General features: G+C 49.7%; 15 protein-coding genes, 2 tRNA genes and 1 pseudogene. 16 read left to right on the forward strand and 2 right to left on the reverse strand.

Annotated features, from left to right (window positions below; translation table 11 throughout):
* Positions 1 to 898 precede the first annotated feature (898 nt).
* From JW984_06180 to JW984_06195, 4 genes are all read left to right on the forward strand, one after another.
* On the forward strand, positions 899 to 1,327 hold the full coding sequence (locus JW984_06180; protein MBN1572772.1) for a hypothetical protein: 429 nt from the start codon (positions 899 to 901) through the stop codon (positions 1,325 to 1,327).
* 25 nt (positions 1,328 to 1,352) lie between these two features.
* Positions 1,353 to 1,949, forward strand: a complete 597-nt coding sequence (locus JW984_06185; protein MBN1572773.1) for a CDP-alcohol phosphatidyltransferase family protein — start codon at positions 1,353 to 1,355, stop codon at positions 1,947 to 1,949.
* A 286-nt stretch (positions 1,950 to 2,235) separates the two neighbouring features.
* The gene (locus JW984_06190; protein MBN1572774.1) at positions 2,236 to 2,544 is read left to right on the forward strand and encodes a hypothetical protein; all 309 of its coding nucleotides are present in this window, start codon (positions 2,236 to 2,238) and stop codon (positions 2,542 to 2,544) included.
* Between the two features lie 180 nt (positions 2,545 to 2,724).
* Positions 2,725 to 3,153, forward strand: coding sequence for a site-specific integrase (locus JW984_06195; protein MBN1572775.1), 429 nt, complete (start codon positions 2,725 to 2,727; stop codon positions 3,151 to 3,153).
* A 73-nt stretch (positions 3,154 to 3,226) separates the two neighbouring features.
* On the opposite strand, the gene JW984_06200 is transcribed toward JW984_06195, so the two are convergent.
* A tRNA-Leu gene (locus JW984_06200) sits at positions 3,227 to 3,314 on the reverse strand.
* Positions 3,315 to 3,443: 129 nt separating this feature from the next.
* On the opposite strand from JW984_06200, the gene JW984_06205 reads away from it, so the two are divergent.
* A tRNA-Ala gene (locus JW984_06205) sits at positions 3,444 to 3,519 on the forward strand.
* 71 nt (positions 3,520 to 3,590) lie between these two features.
* Here the strand turns inward: JW984_06205 and JW984_06210 are convergent.
* Positions 3,591 to 3,770: pseudogene (locus JW984_06210) on the reverse strand (tyrosine-type recombinase/integrase).
* Positions 3,771 to 3,946: 176 nt separating this feature from the next.
* Here JW984_06210 and JW984_06215 point away from each other — a divergent pair.
* The 11 genes from JW984_06215 (at position 3,947) to JW984_06265 (ending at position 15,122) form a co-directional block, all read left to right on the forward strand.
* Entirely contained in the window at positions 3,947 to 4,579 is a 633-nt protein-coding gene (locus JW984_06215; GenBank protein MBN1572776.1) for an acetyltransferase, read from the forward strand.
* 108 nt (positions 4,580 to 4,687) lie between these two features.
* A complete protein-coding gene (locus JW984_06220; GenBank protein MBN1572777.1) occupies positions 4,688 to 6,136 on the forward strand; it encodes a sulfatase in 1,449 nt (482 codons plus the stop codon).
* 230 nt (positions 6,137 to 6,366) lie between these two features.
* Positions 6,367 to 7,194 (forward strand): ABC transporter permease, encoded by an 828-nt coding sequence (locus tag JW984_06225; protein MBN1572778.1) that lies wholly within the window; start codon positions 6,367 to 6,369, stop codon positions 7,192 to 7,194.
* Positions 7,191 to 8,429 (forward strand): ABC transporter ATP-binding protein, encoded by a 1,239-nt coding sequence (locus JW984_06230; GenBank protein ID MBN1572779.1) that lies wholly within the window; start codon positions 7,191 to 7,193, stop codon positions 8,427 to 8,429. The genes JW984_06225 and JW984_06230 overlap by 4 nt, the downstream gene beginning before the upstream one ends.
* Positions 8,430 to 8,451: 22 nt before the next feature.
* Positions 8,452 to 9,162 (forward strand): acylneuraminate cytidylyltransferase family protein, encoded by a 711-nt coding sequence (locus JW984_06235; protein MBN1572780.1) that lies wholly within the window; start codon positions 8,452 to 8,454, stop codon positions 9,160 to 9,162.
* Positions 9,149 to 10,204: an N-acetylneuraminate synthase gene (gene neuB, locus JW984_06240; GenBank protein MBN1572781.1), complete on the forward strand. Its 1,056-nt coding sequence runs from the start codon at positions 9,149 to 9,151 to the stop codon at positions 10,202 to 10,204. Before JW984_06235 ends, neuB begins: the two co-directional genes overlap by 14 nt.
* Before the next feature lie 2 nt (positions 10,205 to 10,206).
* Positions 10,207 to 11,181 carry a GNAT family N-acetyltransferase gene (locus JW984_06245; protein MBN1572782.1) on the forward strand — a complete coding sequence of 325 codons (975 nt, stop codon included), beginning with the start codon at positions 10,207 to 10,209 and terminating at the stop codon, positions 11,179 to 11,181.
* Positions 11,171 to 12,352: a UDP-N-acetylglucosamine 2-epimerase (hydrolyzing) gene (gene neuC, locus JW984_06250; GenBank protein ID MBN1572783.1), complete on the forward strand. Its 1,182-nt coding sequence runs from the start codon at positions 11,171 to 11,173 to the stop codon at positions 12,350 to 12,352. The genes JW984_06245 and neuC overlap by 11 nt, the downstream gene beginning before the upstream one ends.
* Before the next feature lie 9 nt (positions 12,353 to 12,361).
* Positions 12,362 to 13,030, forward strand: a complete 669-nt coding sequence (locus JW984_06255) for a PIG-L family deacetylase (GenBank protein ID MBN1572784.1) — start codon at positions 12,362 to 12,364, stop codon at positions 13,028 to 13,030.
* A gap of 53 nt (positions 13,031 to 13,083) precedes the next feature.
* Positions 13,084 to 14,157, forward strand: coding sequence for a nucleotidyltransferase family protein (locus JW984_06260; GenBank protein MBN1572785.1), 1,074 nt, complete (start codon positions 13,084 to 13,086; stop codon positions 14,155 to 14,157).
* Complete coding sequence (locus JW984_06265) at positions 14,154 to 15,122, forward strand: NAD(P)-dependent oxidoreductase (GenBank protein MBN1572786.1); 969 nt, start codon at positions 14,154 to 14,156, stop codon at positions 15,120 to 15,122. Before JW984_06260 ends, JW984_06265 begins: the two co-directional genes overlap by 4 nt.

Below are 15,122 nucleotides of genomic sequence, written 5' to 3' on the forward strand. Positions count from 1 at the left end.
TTGGGAGAAAATTCAGGGAACATCGGCTATGCCCGTCTGAAGGAGTGCATCAGTCGTCAACGCTTTTTTGCGACTAAGACAATTTTATGCAATTTTCACTTCAAACTCCGAACCGAGATTCCTCTTCTTTTTTAGCATTGCCTCTATTTTCTTATCTGGAGAACAGCATCATTTCATATCCAACTATCTCCTTTGTCTACTTTTTAAGGACTCCATTACATTGTAACTGAATTCTGAACAGCCTCTACTATTTTCCCTTTTCTTCTAATAAATTTTTATTGACAATTACAATTGAATTAAGTACGATAACCGGGATAAATTTCAACAATTATTATATGTAGTTTTAAGGGTCTATTGTTGATAATATGAAAATAAATGATTAGCCTGGAAAGTAATATCGAAAACTATAAGACTATTAGAAAGAGTTATAAACAAATTTCATTGTCAGGATATTCTAATGTTAATAATTATTTGGGGATGAAAATGACACTTTTTCTGTGCATTTTTTTGTTATTGATTGCAGTTTTATTTTAACTTATATTCTATTTTGGAATAAATACCCTTTTTATAAAGCAGAAAGATAGTCTTGCCGGTATGGTTAGCTGGGAGGATAAAGGAGCAACCCCCATTGGTGATATGGGCTATACAACTTAAGAAATGACTTGGGTGGATGGGAAAATTATTTTTGCCAACACCTGGAAAAATAAAAATTCAAGGGTATATGAGATCGATCCGTCTAATATGGAGATCAAAAGGTTTTTTGATATGCCGAAAGGGGCGGTACTTACAAGCGGTCTGGCATAGGATGGAAAAATATTGTGGGGGGTAGATTATATCAGTAATAAGACTTATTGTATTAGACTGGAAGAATCTCTTGCCAAAGGAGAAGTAAGTCTCATTGGAAGTTTTGAAACAACTCTTAAGGGGACAAGCGCATGCTGCTTTTTTCCCATGGGAAGGTAAAAAGTACCTTGTCATATCCGATTTCATGAATACCAGACGTACAATTTTTATACAGATGGACAACGCCCTTAAAGACGGCACTACCGAGAAATGGATTGTCTTTGAATATAAAAATGAAGGATTCAGTCAGGGACTTGAATTTATCGATGGTTTTTTATACGAATCCGAGAATAAGTTCGGAATTGATATACTAAATAAGATTGATTTAGAAAAACTTAAGCAAACCAGGAACTCTCGAAAAGCAACAATTCTACAATACCCTGCTCCGGAGAAAGGAGTAGAGGACTTGGCCTGGGACGGAAAAAGTGTATGGACATCCGATGAAGCCGTCTTCAACTTCTTTAAAGGAACATTATCTTCTTAAAAGCCCAAATTATTTGAGGTGTAAAATGTCAAAGGACACTTCTTTAAAACAAAACTCGAATTTCCTATTGATTCAATTAGTCACATTCGCCAGAGTCCCAATAACCATTGGAGTGTCTTTCATTCTGATTTATACTACTCGATCTGTCTTTGTCATATTCCTGTGCGCAGCACTGCTCGGAATCGCCGAGCTCTCTGATATTTTTGACGGCATGTTCGCCCGCAAGTTAGAGGTTGTCAGTGAGTGGGGCTCTATGTTTGATCCATTTGCCGATAGTATATCACGATTGATTATTTATTGGACTTTTGCCGTCATAGGTTTTGTTCTGCCCTTCGTTCCTCTTTCCATGGCCATACGAGATATAATCGTAGCATACAGCAGGATTATTTTAGCACAGAGAGGCAAGTCGGTCTCCGCCAAGTTAAGCGGAAAAATCAAGGCTATAGTTCAAGGAACCGGGACCATCATTATAATTATTGGCCCTCTATACTGGGGATTCATCGGGAAGTGGACTGTCTATGCTCTATCATGGATAGTCATCGTAGTCACTCTTGCATCTGCGGTTGAATATGCTTATTCAGCAATTAATGTTTTATCAAAAGAAGGGGTTCGCCCTAAATAATACGATTATTTTATTAAGATTGTCGGTATGTCAATAAATGCAATAATTGGCCTTGATGCCTTAGAAATACAAGAAAAGTTCAGAAAATATCCCATCCCACTCATTGCACCATTTTTTCGTGCAATTAATGCCAATCCTAAAAATCTTGGTTGCATTGATTCACTATTAACTGCTTCCTTTGAATCAATGTTAAAATATGTCGCAATTATCTACCATAGTCACTAAAAGTGTTGACAGGTGATGTGTTAATAAGTGACAAGTCATGGACTTCCTATTAAGATGGACAATGGGAAAAAACATCTTAACAAAAAGAGGAAGGACCATCACTCACAGAGAGTATATCATACGTCAGAAGTTGAACATAGTGGAATTGGGAGAAAAGTTAGGAACCATCGGCGATGCCCGTCGGAAACCGGGCATCAGCCGTCAACACTACTACGACATAAAGAAAGCGATAGATGAGGAAGACTTGGAAGGTCTTCCTGTGAAGAGCCGGAGTGTGCCGAGAGTAGCTAATCGAGTGGCCCCCGAGATGGATATCGGCATGATCGCGTCTCTTTCAAGCTACCCTTTTTCTTGGAAAAAAAACAGATAGGTATGCCCCTATCATAACGGCAAGGGCGTCAACGATAGATCGATACAACAGGTCTATTATCGGGACTTGGATAAATATCAGGGCAAACAGGTCAAATATGACCCAGTTGACTCCAAAGACAAGCCCACCGAAGACCATGGAAGTATTGTCTCCCGAGCCGATGGGTTATAGCCTGTTGCGCTGTCCGGCCCGATAGTGTTATACCCCCTTCGCCATCTCTCTGTAAACACAATAACCTCCAATAGTATATCAAAGCTCCTCTCCATTTTCAGAGAGCTAAGCAGAGTGAGAAGCATCAAGCACAGCTTTGTTTTCACCCGCAACAACGGCGAGCCGGTTAAAGACATCAGGAAGGCCTTCGAAAATGCGTGCAGGCGGGCGGGGATCGAGAACTTCGTCTTTCATGATCTCAGACACACCTTCAACACCAATATGCGAAAGGCAGGGGTCGATCTGACGGTGATCATGGACATCACTTGTCACAGGACGACGGAGATGTTCCTCAGATACAACACGGTTGACGATTACGATGTCAGAAAGGCGATGGAGAGGCTGTCGAACTATCTCGAAGAGGGGTCAGAAAAGGGCCTTCAAGAAAGTGGAACATGACGAAATTTTCAACCAACCCTAAAAAAAGAAAGGGACTCTCAAGATCACAAGTCCCCGGAATCATTTATAAAAATGGTGCCGGAGGTGGGAATCGAACCCACACGGACGCGAGGCCCGGGGGATTTTGAGTCCCCTGCGTCTACCAATTTCACCACTCCGGCTTTACAGAATTATATTTTAACATTGCTTTTTATGTCAAGAAAAATACAATAGATTGAATATAATATTTCAGATAAAGAATTTTTTATTGACTTTTTTCCCCCTGTATGATAATTTTACCGATATTTTTTGGGGCTGTAGCTCAGCTGGGAGAGCGCATGACTGGCAGTCATGAGGTCGACGGTTCGATCCCGTTCAGCTCCACCAGTGATTTCAAGGGGAGGTCGGTGGTTTTCGGCTCCCCCTTTTTCCTTTAGTAACCGGGTATTGTTGTTATAGACCATTCTTCTTTCATTGTTTTTAGAGTTTCCTGCCTGCAAAACCTTATTAGCAAAATCAATATCTATACACCTAAGATTGAGAATCTCTCTTTTTCTCATTCCTGTGTTAAACGCAACAACCACTATTGATCTTAAAGGCCATTTGCAGCGGGATAAAAGCCTTCCAATCTCCGACATTAATATCCCGCTTTCTGAGCCGATTTTACTTTGAATTTTAATTCGCAATACTGCCTCGTCTTTAGAGCAAGGTCTTTGCTAAATAGCTTTGAAATGGGGAAAACACATGGTATAATTATGCTTTAAGTTGCTTGTCATACGGTAACTCATTTCACGATTATAGCTAAAAAAAGAGTGTGAAAGATATTATAATATTTGGAGCCGGCGGTTTTGCCAGGGAGGTGGCGTTCGTCATCAAAGAGATAAACAGGATCACTCCCGCTTGGCGCATCCTCGGTTTCGCGGAAGCGGACGATAGAAACGTCGGTAAGAGTGTCGGCGCCTATACCGTTTATTGCTCCGAAGAGGACGTGCATGAAATGGAAGTCGACGCGGTAATTGCCGTCGGGAATCCGGAGATATTGAGGAAGATTGCGGGAAACTTCCGGGAGCAAAAAAAGGTCTCGTTTCCGAACGTTGTCCATCCCAATACAGTTTATGACAAAGAGCGCATCGTTATGGGAGAGGGGAATATCGTATGCGCGGGAGTCTATTTTACCACCGATATTCAGATCGGAAACTTTAACCACTTCAATCTATCCACAACTATCGGACATGATGTGGTAATTGGAGACTACTGTATTATTAATCCCGGAGTCAATATATCGGGGGGCGTTACCTTTGGCAATAGATGTAATATCGGAACGGGGGCGTCGATACTTCAAAATATAAGTATTGGAGACAGGGTTACAGTAGGAGCCGGCGCCGTGGTGACGAGAGACATTGAAGACGGAGTAACTGCAGTCGGCGTCCCGGCCAAGCCGCTGTGAGATAACAAAAGCCCGCTTTTAAGTCAACGAGATTTTTCCGATACGAAATAGAGTTCATCTCATACAGTCTTATTTCGATTCTTCACAACGTAAACAAAAGAGATGAAAATGGCAAAAGATAAGGATAATAAAAAGAAAATAAACCGAAGGAAGTTTATCCTCTCGGGGGGGCTGACGGCCCTGGCGGCCTATTCCTCTTACAGAAACTGGGATAAACTACTGCCCTTTATCAAGTTTCCCTACACGCGTTTTTTCGATAAACGGCCCAATATCATGATCATCGCCCTGGATACTCTCCGGGCCGACCACCTGGGTTGCTACGGGTATGGGCGGGGCATCTCTCCCAATATCGATAATTTCTCGAAAGATGCCACCCTTTACTGGAACACGATGTCCCAGTCTAACTGGACGCTCCCGGCCTTCAGCTCGCTTTTTACCTCGCTTTATCCCCACCGGCACGCCAACGGGATAGGTTATGACACGAAAAATAAAATAACCGGAAGTTCACTTCCCAAGAATATCCCGAACCTCGCCGATATACTCTCCCACATGGGATATTATACCAACGCAATAACAGGGGGGTATTACGTATCGGACACCGTCGGCTTCGATATAGGCTTCAAAAAATTCCATCAAATGGGCAATCCCACCCAAGGGATACGAAAGGATTTGCCCCTGCAAATTGAAATGGCAAGGGACTGGATTACGAGAAACCACAGCTTTACGAAATTCTTCATGTTTTTTCATACATACGAGTGCCACAATCCCTACCGCCCGCCCCAGAAGTATCTGGATATGATAGACCCCTTATATAACGGCCCTCCCATTTCGGGAAATGTTACCCACGATTTTGTGCTGAAAAGGACCCCAGGGATTACCGAGGTTACCCCGGAAATAGTGGAGAGGTATATATCACTGTACGATGCGGAGATCCTCTATACCGATGCGGTTGTGGGGGAATTCTTCGGATTCCTTAAAGAAAAAGGGATCTATGATGATTCGTTGATAATTTTATTGAGCGACCACGGAGACGAGTTTTACGAGCGGGGAGGTTGGAACCACGGGCATACAATGTATGATGAGCTTCTCAGGGTGCCGATAATCGTCAAATATCCGGGGGGAGAAAAAACGGGAGTCGACAGCCTTCGGCTTGCCCGACTAATAGACGTAATGCCCACGATTCTCTTCGATGTGCTCGGCGTGGAAAGAGAGGGGTGGTTTATGGAGGGGGTTCCCCTTTCGGAGCCTCTCGACGATCCCATCGGCATCGCCGAGGGGAAAATGACCTGGGACGGGATGAACCTTTTCTCCCTTCGACAAGGTGAACTGAAGTATGTATTCGATGAAAACGAAAGACGTACTATGGTTTTTGACCTGAAAGAGGATCCGGGAGAAAAGAGAAATCTGATCCGGAAAAGGAGAGATGAAGCCCTGAGGATCGAATCCATTGCGAAAGATTACGAGTCGATCTATATGTCGAATTTGAAGAATCTTTTAGATCCAAAGTCGGTAGACGATGAAACCATCGAGGTTCTAAAAGACCTCGGCTACCTTTAATCCACAGCCATGATCGAAACTTCGACCCCATCGCCTTAAAGAAAAACCCGCCATCGGCGATTATGTACGGGAACCGGTTTTCAACGATTTATTGTCCCGGCTAATGCCTTGACAACAAAAGTCTATTCGTGATATTTCTATAGGTATGAAAACAAGCGCCCAGTTTCCTATAAATAATTCGCCCTTTCAGGCTGTTGTAAACAAAAGACCTTTTTCGGATTTCCTTTTCCATGAACGATAAATCACCGTGTTCAAGGGCTGTTTATATACATGAGGACGCCCGAGAGAACCGTGGTGGGCTCTCCCGCTTTTTTACGCTTTTGAGAATCCTGGTCAACCGCGAGCTGAAGGGGCGCTATCGCCGTTCGATCTTAGGGCCCGTATGGGCGGTCATTCAACCGCTCCTCTACCTGTTGATCTTCATGTTCATAAGGGGGGTTCTCGATATTCCGAGCGACGGGATACCCTATCCCCTTTTTGCGTACAGCGCCCTGGTGCCATGGACCCTCTTTTCCGGCGGCATTACCCGCTCGAGCATGAGCATCACCCAGAACAAGGCGATAATCAACAAGGTCTCCGTCTCAAAAGAGCTCTTTCCGATCATCTCCGTGAGCGCCGTCGTGATAGATTTTCTCATCTCTCTGGCGCTCCTTTTTTTGATGATGTTTTTCTTTAAAGTCCCGGTCGGCCGCTTCGTGCTCTGGGTCCCGATTATAACGATACTCATCATTCTCCTCAGTGTCGGCATAAGCCTTGGGTTTACCGCCCTGGGTACATACAAGGACGATTTTCGCTTTGCGCTCCCCTTCTTAATGCAGGTCTGGATGCTGGCAAGCCCCGTTATATATCCCGTGGGGAAGGTTCCCGCAAAATGGCAGCTTTTTTATAAGCTCAACCCAATGGTGGGACTCATCGAGGGGTTCAGAAACGCGTTGATCAAAAACGCGGCGCCCGACTTCGGACTGCTTTGGGTATCGCTTGCGGCCATCGTCGGCGTCTGGATTGTGGCCTGGCCCCTTTTTCGCTATTTGTCCAGATATTTTTCGGATGTCCTATGACGAGAGATACAAAAATGGCGGTGACGGTCGAGGGATTGTCAAAACAATACGGCCTTCCGCCGATGCCGACGGCGAAAAAGCTTTTAGACCTCTTTACCGGCGGTAAAAAAAAGATGGCCCACGCCGTGCGTCCATTGGCCCTCGATAATATCTCATTTGAGGTCAGGCGCGGGGCGATCCTCGGGGTTATCGGGAAAAACGGCTCCGGGAAGAGCACGCTTTTGAAGGTCCTGGCTGGCGTTACTCCCCATTCCCGGGGATTGATTCGAGTTTCGGGGAGGATTTTCCCCATGATAGAGCTCAGTGCCGGAATCCACCCGGAGCTGACGGGAAAGGAAAACGCCGTCATACTGGGGGCTATCATGGGCCTTACAAAATCGGAGATAACCGAGAGGCTTTCCGAGATAGAGGATTTTTCGGAACTGGAAGGCTGGTTTTACAAGCCGGTCCGAAAATATTCCAGCGGCATGTACGCCCGCCTCGGCTTCAGCGTTGCCATGAACGTTGACGCCGACGTGCTTTTGGTCGACGAGGTCCTGGCCGTGGGCGATACCGCCTTTCAGCGAAAGTGCTATGACCGTCTCTCTCTCCTCGAAAAGAAGGGGGCGACCATCCTTTTTGTCTCCCACAACATCCGCCAGGTGGAGCGGATCTGCTCGTCGGTGATATGGCTTGACGGGGGAAAGATCATCATGGAGGGAAACCCCACCGAGGTTGTCCAGGCGTACTACAAGCGGGCCGACGAGGAGTTACTGGAGAGGACGAGAAAGGTTTTTGTAAAAGAGGTCGAAACGAGGCCTGAAAAAACTGAGACGGAGCTGCGAATAATCGACGCCAGACTGCTCGACGAAAGCGGAAAAAAGGTGGACACCGTGGAGATGTTCAGGCCGATTACCATCGAGCTCGAGTTCGTCTGTTACGAGCGGGTGAAGTCGCCCGGTTTTACGCTGGGATTTCACACCACCGACTTGGTCAACGTGACCTCTTTCAGCACCGCGTACATGGGAAAGACCCCCGATTTCGAGCCGGGCGCCCATAAAATCCTCTGTCGAATCCCCAGCGTAATACTCAATCCCGGCGTCTATGGAATCAGAGCCGGCATAGGGAGCGATACCCAGTGGCGCGCAATGGACAGCGCCTACGGCCTCTCTCTTTTTCAGGTCACTTCCGACGACTTCAGAGTGATCGAGCAGGGTGTGGGTCTCGTTTTTACAGAGGCCGAATGGCTTTTTTAATCCAATGGAAACAGTGAAAACAATGACCGGAAAAACCGTCTTTGCCGTTATCCCCGCCCGGGGCGGCTCCAGGGGGGTCTTGAAAAAGAACATATCGGCTGTTGCAGGAAAGCCCCTCGTGGCGTGGACAATCCAGGCGGCCCTAAAGAGCGGGGCGCTTAACCGGGTTGTCGTTACGACGGACGATCCGGCGATCGCTGAGATCTCCAAGGAATACGGGGCGGAGGTTCCCTTTCTTCGCCCGGAGGCGCTGGCCAGGGACGACACCCCGGGAATCGATCCAATCATCCATGCCGTCCGCTGGCTGGAGGAAAACGAGGGGTACGACCCGGCCTCCGTCATGGCACTCCAGCCAACGTCCCCCCTGAGGAGCACGAAAGACATAGACCGTTCGGTAAGCATCATGAGAGAAAAAGGAGCCGACTTTGTGGTCAGCGTCACGGAGACGAAACACCATCCCTACTGGACAAAGACGATCGACCAAAATGGAAGGCTTGGCGATTTCGTTTCATCAAAGGAGATCATTTCATGCCGTCAGGGACTTCCTCCGGCGTACAGTATCAACGGGGCGATCTACCTTGGTAAAAAAAAGGCCCTGCTCGAAAAAGCGACGTGGTTTACCGACAATACATATCCATACATAATGCCCCAGGATCGGTCGCTGGACATCGATACGCCATGGGACATATATATCGCCGATCTTGTTTTGAGAAACGCCCATGAAAATAAATGAGATAGTAATCGGTGGGAGAAAGATAGGGCACAAAAACCGGTGCTTCATCATTGCGGAGGCCGGCGTCAACCACAACGGCGAGATGGCGCTGGCAGAGATGCTCATTGACGCCGCCCTCGATGCGGGGGCCGACGCCGTGAAGTTTCAGACCTTCAAGGCGGAGCGGGTCATAAGCAAGAGCGCGCCCAAGGCGGATTACCAGAAGAAGGCCACCGACCCGAACGAGACGCAGCTGGAGATGGCCCGCCGGCTGGAGCTCTCCTTCGACAATTTTCGGGAACTCAAGGCCCTCTGCGACGGGAAGGGGATAATCTTTTTATCCTCCCCCTTCGATGAGCCGAGCGTAGATTTTCTTGACGAGATCGGCGTTCCCGCCTTCAAGGTCGCGTCTGGGGAGATCACCAACCTCCCCTTTCTTGAATATATCGCAAAAAAGGGAAAGCCGGTAATCCTCTCCACTGGGATGTCGTATCTGGGTGAGGTCGAGGAGGCGTTGAGGACAATCATGGGGGCCGGGACAAGGGAGGTTTCACTCCTTCACTGCGTTACGGACTATCCTGCGGACCCGGAAGACTCCAACCTCGCCGCTATCCAGACGATGAAGCGGGCCTTTTCGGTTCCGATCGGATACTCTGACCACACCCTGGGAACGGCGGTTACGATCGCCGCCGTCGCCCTCGGCGCGTGCATCGTCGAAAAGCATTTCACCCTCGACAAGACCATGCCCGGCCCCGACCACACGGCGTCGCTTGAGCCCAGGGAACTCAAGGCGATGGTGGATGAAATCAGGGGCGTCGAGGGCGCGATAGGGGACGGCGTAAAGGAGCCGAGGGAAAGCGAGGAGAAAAACCGCATCGTGGGACGGCGAAGCGTCGCCGCCGCCGTGAAGATCAAGGAAGGGACGCCCATAACCCAGGGTATGCTGACGGCGCTTCGCCCCGCCGGCGGGATCTCTCCCAAACACCTTCCGTGGGTGATCGGAAAGAAGGCAAGGCATGACATAGAATCGGGAGAGATTATAACGAAGGATATGATATACTAAACGTGGACGAAAAAGGAAAAAAGCCGGAAAAGAGAGTGGACGTTCTGCCGTACCGTCCGGGAGACGAAAAGAATATCCTCTCCCTTTTCAGAGAGGCCTTCGGCAAGGAGATGGCCCCGGAATACTGGCGCTGGCGATTTGTGGAAAATCCCGTCGGCGAGATCATGATAAACCTGGCATGGGACGGCGATCTTCTCGCCAGCCACTATCCGGTGTCTCCGGTTAAGATCTCGCTCTTCGGGAAGGAGTATCTCACGGGGCTTTCCCTGACCACCATGACCCACCCCGCCTATCGGGGACAAGGGCTCTTCTCCGCCCTCGCCGACGATCTCTACGGCCGGATGGCGAAAAAGGAGATGGTGATGGCATGGGGCTTTCCGAACAGCCTTATACATCGATCCCGGGTGCGGGAACTGTCGTGGGTCGATATCTATGAAGTGCCGACCTTTCAGAAAGACCTGGCGGATAAAAGGCCGGTTCCGGAGCCGTCCGACGCCGTAAGGCGGCTCAACGGTTTCGACGAGGGGTTTGACGCCCTGTGGGAGCGGGTCAAAGGCGGACATGCCGTCATCGCAAAGAGGGACAAAACCGCCCTTGATTGGCGATTCTCAAGAAATCCGGTAAACGACTACACCGTCTTCGGCTGTTACGAAAAGGAGACGCTCAGGGGATACGCGGTCTCGAAGGTCTTCTCCGACTGCGTTGACCTCGTCGATATCCTCTGCGAGGATGACGATGTGGGAATGGAGCTCGTCTTCGCCGTCGTCGGGTGGGCGGGGTCGAAAAATGCAAAGAAAATAAACACCTGGCTCAACGTCAATCTCCCCCTCCACCGGGAGCTGGAAAAGTACGGATTTGTAAACGGCGGGCCGATTACCTATCTGGGCGGAAGGCTGCTTCTCCCCGTCTGCGATACGAAGGATATCTACGATTACAGGAACTGGTACATAACCATGGGTGATTCCGATGTCTACTGAAAGGGCGAAAAAAAAGAGGAGGGTGCTGTTCGTCACGGCCATCCGCTCGGAATACGACATCCTCTATTCCGTCATGCGGGCCGTAGACGAACGTCCCGAGACCGAAACAAACCTGGTCGTTACGGGGGCGCACCTCTCCGAGCTATACGGAAACACCGCCGACCTGGTCGAGTTGGATGGATTCGAGGTGGTGGGGCGATTTGAAACGCTCCTCAATTCCGACAGCGCGGCGGGCAGGGTGAAGTCCCTTGCCATCGAGATCATGGGCCTTGTGGACGTTCTTGACCGGGCAAGGCCCGACATCGTCATCGCCATGGGGGACAGGGAAGACGCCCTGGCCGTGGCGACTACGGCGGCCTACATGAGCATTCCCGTCGCCCACATCGGCGGGGGCGATCATGCCGACGACGGGAATATCGACAACTCAATAAGACACGCGGTAACAAAACTTTCCCACCTCCATTTCGCCACAACCGAGAGGAGCGCCAAGAAAATACTCGATATGGGCGAAGAGGAGTGGCGGGTCAACGTTGTGGGGGCGCCGGGCCTCGACCGCCTCCTGACCACGAAAGACCTCTCGAAAAAAGAGATAGGGGATTATCTTGAATTTGATATCGAGAGCGACAGGCTTCTTGTGGTGATCCAGCATTCCATCAGCGTCGAGATAGAAGAGGCGGGGATGCAGATGCAAAAAACACTGGAGGCGGTTTCTGGGCTGGAAATCCCGACGCTGGTCGGCTATCCCAACTCGGATGCCGGGAGCCACCGGATCATCGATGTCATAAACGACTTTGCCCGGCGGCATCCGTTCATAAGACCGTATAAAGGGCTCCCGAGGAATATCTTCGTCAACATTCTCCGCCATGCCGACGTACTGGTGGGAAACTCCAGCGCCGGCATCATCGAGGCGCCCCTCCTGAAGCTTCCGGTTATAAATATCGGCGCCCGGCAGAGAAACCGGGAACATGCGGAAAACGTCATATTCGTCGATTTCGATCTCTCCGAAATAAGGGAGGCCCTCAACAGGGCCCTTTCCGACAAGGACTTTCTCGACCGGGTCTCCCGCTGCGAGAACCCCTACGGCGACGGACATGCCGGTGAAAAGATAGCGAAAGTCCTTGCGGAGACGAAGATCGACCGGAGGCTTATCGAAAAGAAGATAACCTATTAGGAATAATATATGCGCGTACTTGTAATTTGCGCCCATCCGGACGAAGAGACCCTGGGTGTCGGCGGAACGCTTCTAAAGCATCGCTCCCAGCGAGACGAGCTCTACTGGATAATCGTCACGAGGGCCCACCAGCCGAAATGGTCAGAGAAGGTCATCGAAGAAAAGGACGCGGAGATAGAGAGGGTCGCCGAAGCCTACGGGATAAAAAAGTATTTTCCCCTCAAGTTTCCTGCGGCGCTCCTGGACGGCGTACCCTTCGACGAGATCATCAAAAAGATCGACGACGTTGTCGCCGCGGTAAAACCGGACGTTGTCTATGTCGTCAACGGGGGCGATATCCACACCGACCATCATGCGGTGTTTCGGGCGGTGCTCTCCGTCCTCAAGCCCTTTCGCCTGAAAGATCTCGGCGTCAAAAGGGTGCTGACCTTCGAGTCCCTCTCCTCCACCGAAGCAAGCCCCCATGTCATCGCAGGGGCGTTTTCGCCAACCGTATTTATCGATATTACCGGGTATATCGACAAAAAGATCGAAATAATGGAGTATTACAAAACCGAGTCACAAGAAGACCCCCTTCCCCGGGGCCCGGGAGCCATTCGGGCGCTGGCGAGATTTCGCGGGGCGACGATCGGTGTTGACTATGCAGAGGCATTTATGTTATTGTATACCATTGGATAAAATCCTTTTCATTTGATCGTATTTTTAAGGTTTCAGGGTATACAAAACCAAGCATGTCCACGCTGACCGATTTTTTAGTCACTCCCGAAAAAAGCATCCGGGAGGCGATTTCCAAGATAGATAGAAATACAAAAGGGATTGTCTTAATCGTAGACGACTCCGCCCATCTCATTGGCACCATCACCGATGGGGATATTCGCCGGGCTATACTCTCGGGATATGATCTCTCCAGTCCGGTCTCTTTGCTCCTGAAGGAGCGGGAAAGCTCCCCATATCCCAAGCCCGTTACCGCACAGGTCGATACGGTAAAATCAGAACTCCTTGCCCTGATGAATACCCACGGAATTCGGCAGGTTCCCCTTCTGGACGAGGACGGGCACGTCGTCGACATCGCTTTTCTGACCGATATTGTAAAGGAATACGAGCTTCCCCTCTCCGCCCTCGTCATGGCGGGAGGATTCGGGAAAAGGCTTCACCCGTTGACGGAAAAGGTCCCCAAGCCGATGCTCCCCGTGGGAGACCGGCCGATACTGGAGCTTATAATAGAGCAGCTTAAAAACTCGGGCATTCACCGCGTCAACCTTGCCGTGTACTACAAGGGCGATATGATAGAAGAGCACTTCGGCAGCGGCGAGGACTTCGGCGTCGAGATAGATTACATAAAGGAGGAGGAGCCTCTGGGCACCGCCGGGGCACTGGGTTTTTTAGATTCTACCGATGAGCCGGTCCTCATCATCAACGGCGATATCCTCACCAAGATAGACTTTAGGTCGATGCTGAGATTTCATAAGGAGCAAAGGTCGGAGCTTACCGTGGCGGTAAGCAAATACGATTATCGGGTTCCCTACGGCGTTCTGGAATGCGACGGGCCCAAAATAAAACAGATTTTGGAAAAGCCCCTCTACAGCTTCTTCGTCAACGCGGGGATATATCTCCTCCAGTCGTCGGTCGTGCAGTATATCCCCAGGGGAAAACATTTCGACATGACCGACCTTATCGAGATATTGATACAGAAGAAGCACACGGTCGTCAGCTTCCCTATAGTGGAGTACTGGCTGGACATAGGGCAGCCCGATGACTACAAAAGGGCGCAACGGGATATAAAAAAGGAGAAAAAAGGGCGATGAACATTCTTGTTACCGGAGGGGCGGGTTATGTCGGCTCGACGCTGGTGCCGCTTCTCCTCTTTTCAGGCCATCGGGTGAGGGTTCTGGACCTGCTGCAGCACGGGGGCGATTCCCTGCTGGGGGTCTGGTCGCATCCCGGTTTTGAATTTCTTTACGGAGACATTTGCGACGGCAAAATCATCGAGCGGGGCCTCTCGGGCATGGACGCGGTTGTTCACCTGGCGGCCATTGTGGGCGATCCCGCCTGCGCTCGAAAAAAAGAGCTTGCAAAAGCGATCAATATCGACGCCTCTCTCTCCCTTATAGATGCCGCAAATGAGGGAGAAATATCCCGCTTTATATTCGCGTCAACCTGCAGCAACTACGGCAAGATGAAAGACCCAAATCGGCTGGTTGATGAAACTTCTGAGCTTTCCCCTGTCTCCCTCTACGCGGAAACCAAGGTCGCCATCGAGAAGGCATTGCTTGACTCAGCCGATTCTAACGGTTTTTGCCCCGTCCTGCTTCGGCTCGCCACCGTTTTCGGCGTCTCTCCCAGGATGCGCTTCGATCTCACCGTAAACGAATTTGCCATGGAAATGTACGTCAAAAAACACCTCGTGGTGTACGGGGAACAATTCTGGCGGCCCTACATTCACGTCAGGGATGCGGCCCGGGCCATCCTCTCCGTCTTAAAATCGGGCGAGGAAAAGGTCAAGGGGGAGGTATTTAACGTGGGATCCTCCGGGGAAAATTACCAGAAACAGCAGCTGGTGGAGCTGATACTTCCATATGCCCCCGACGCCATTGTGGAATATGTCCACAAGGATGAAGACCCCCGGGATTACCGGGTCTCTTTCGAGAAGATAAAAAACCGGCTTGGATTCACCGTGGAGCATACTGTAAAAGACGGCATAGAGGAGATAATCGGTCTCGCAAAAGATAATATCATCAAAGATTATCTAAGGGAAGAATACAGAAACTGA

Origin of the sequence: Candidatus Zymogenus saltonus (genome assembly GCA_016929395.1) — a bacterium.
GTDB classification, from domain to species: Bacteria; Desulfobacterota; Zymogenia; order Zymogenales; family Zymogenaceae; genus Zymogenus; species Zymogenus saltonus.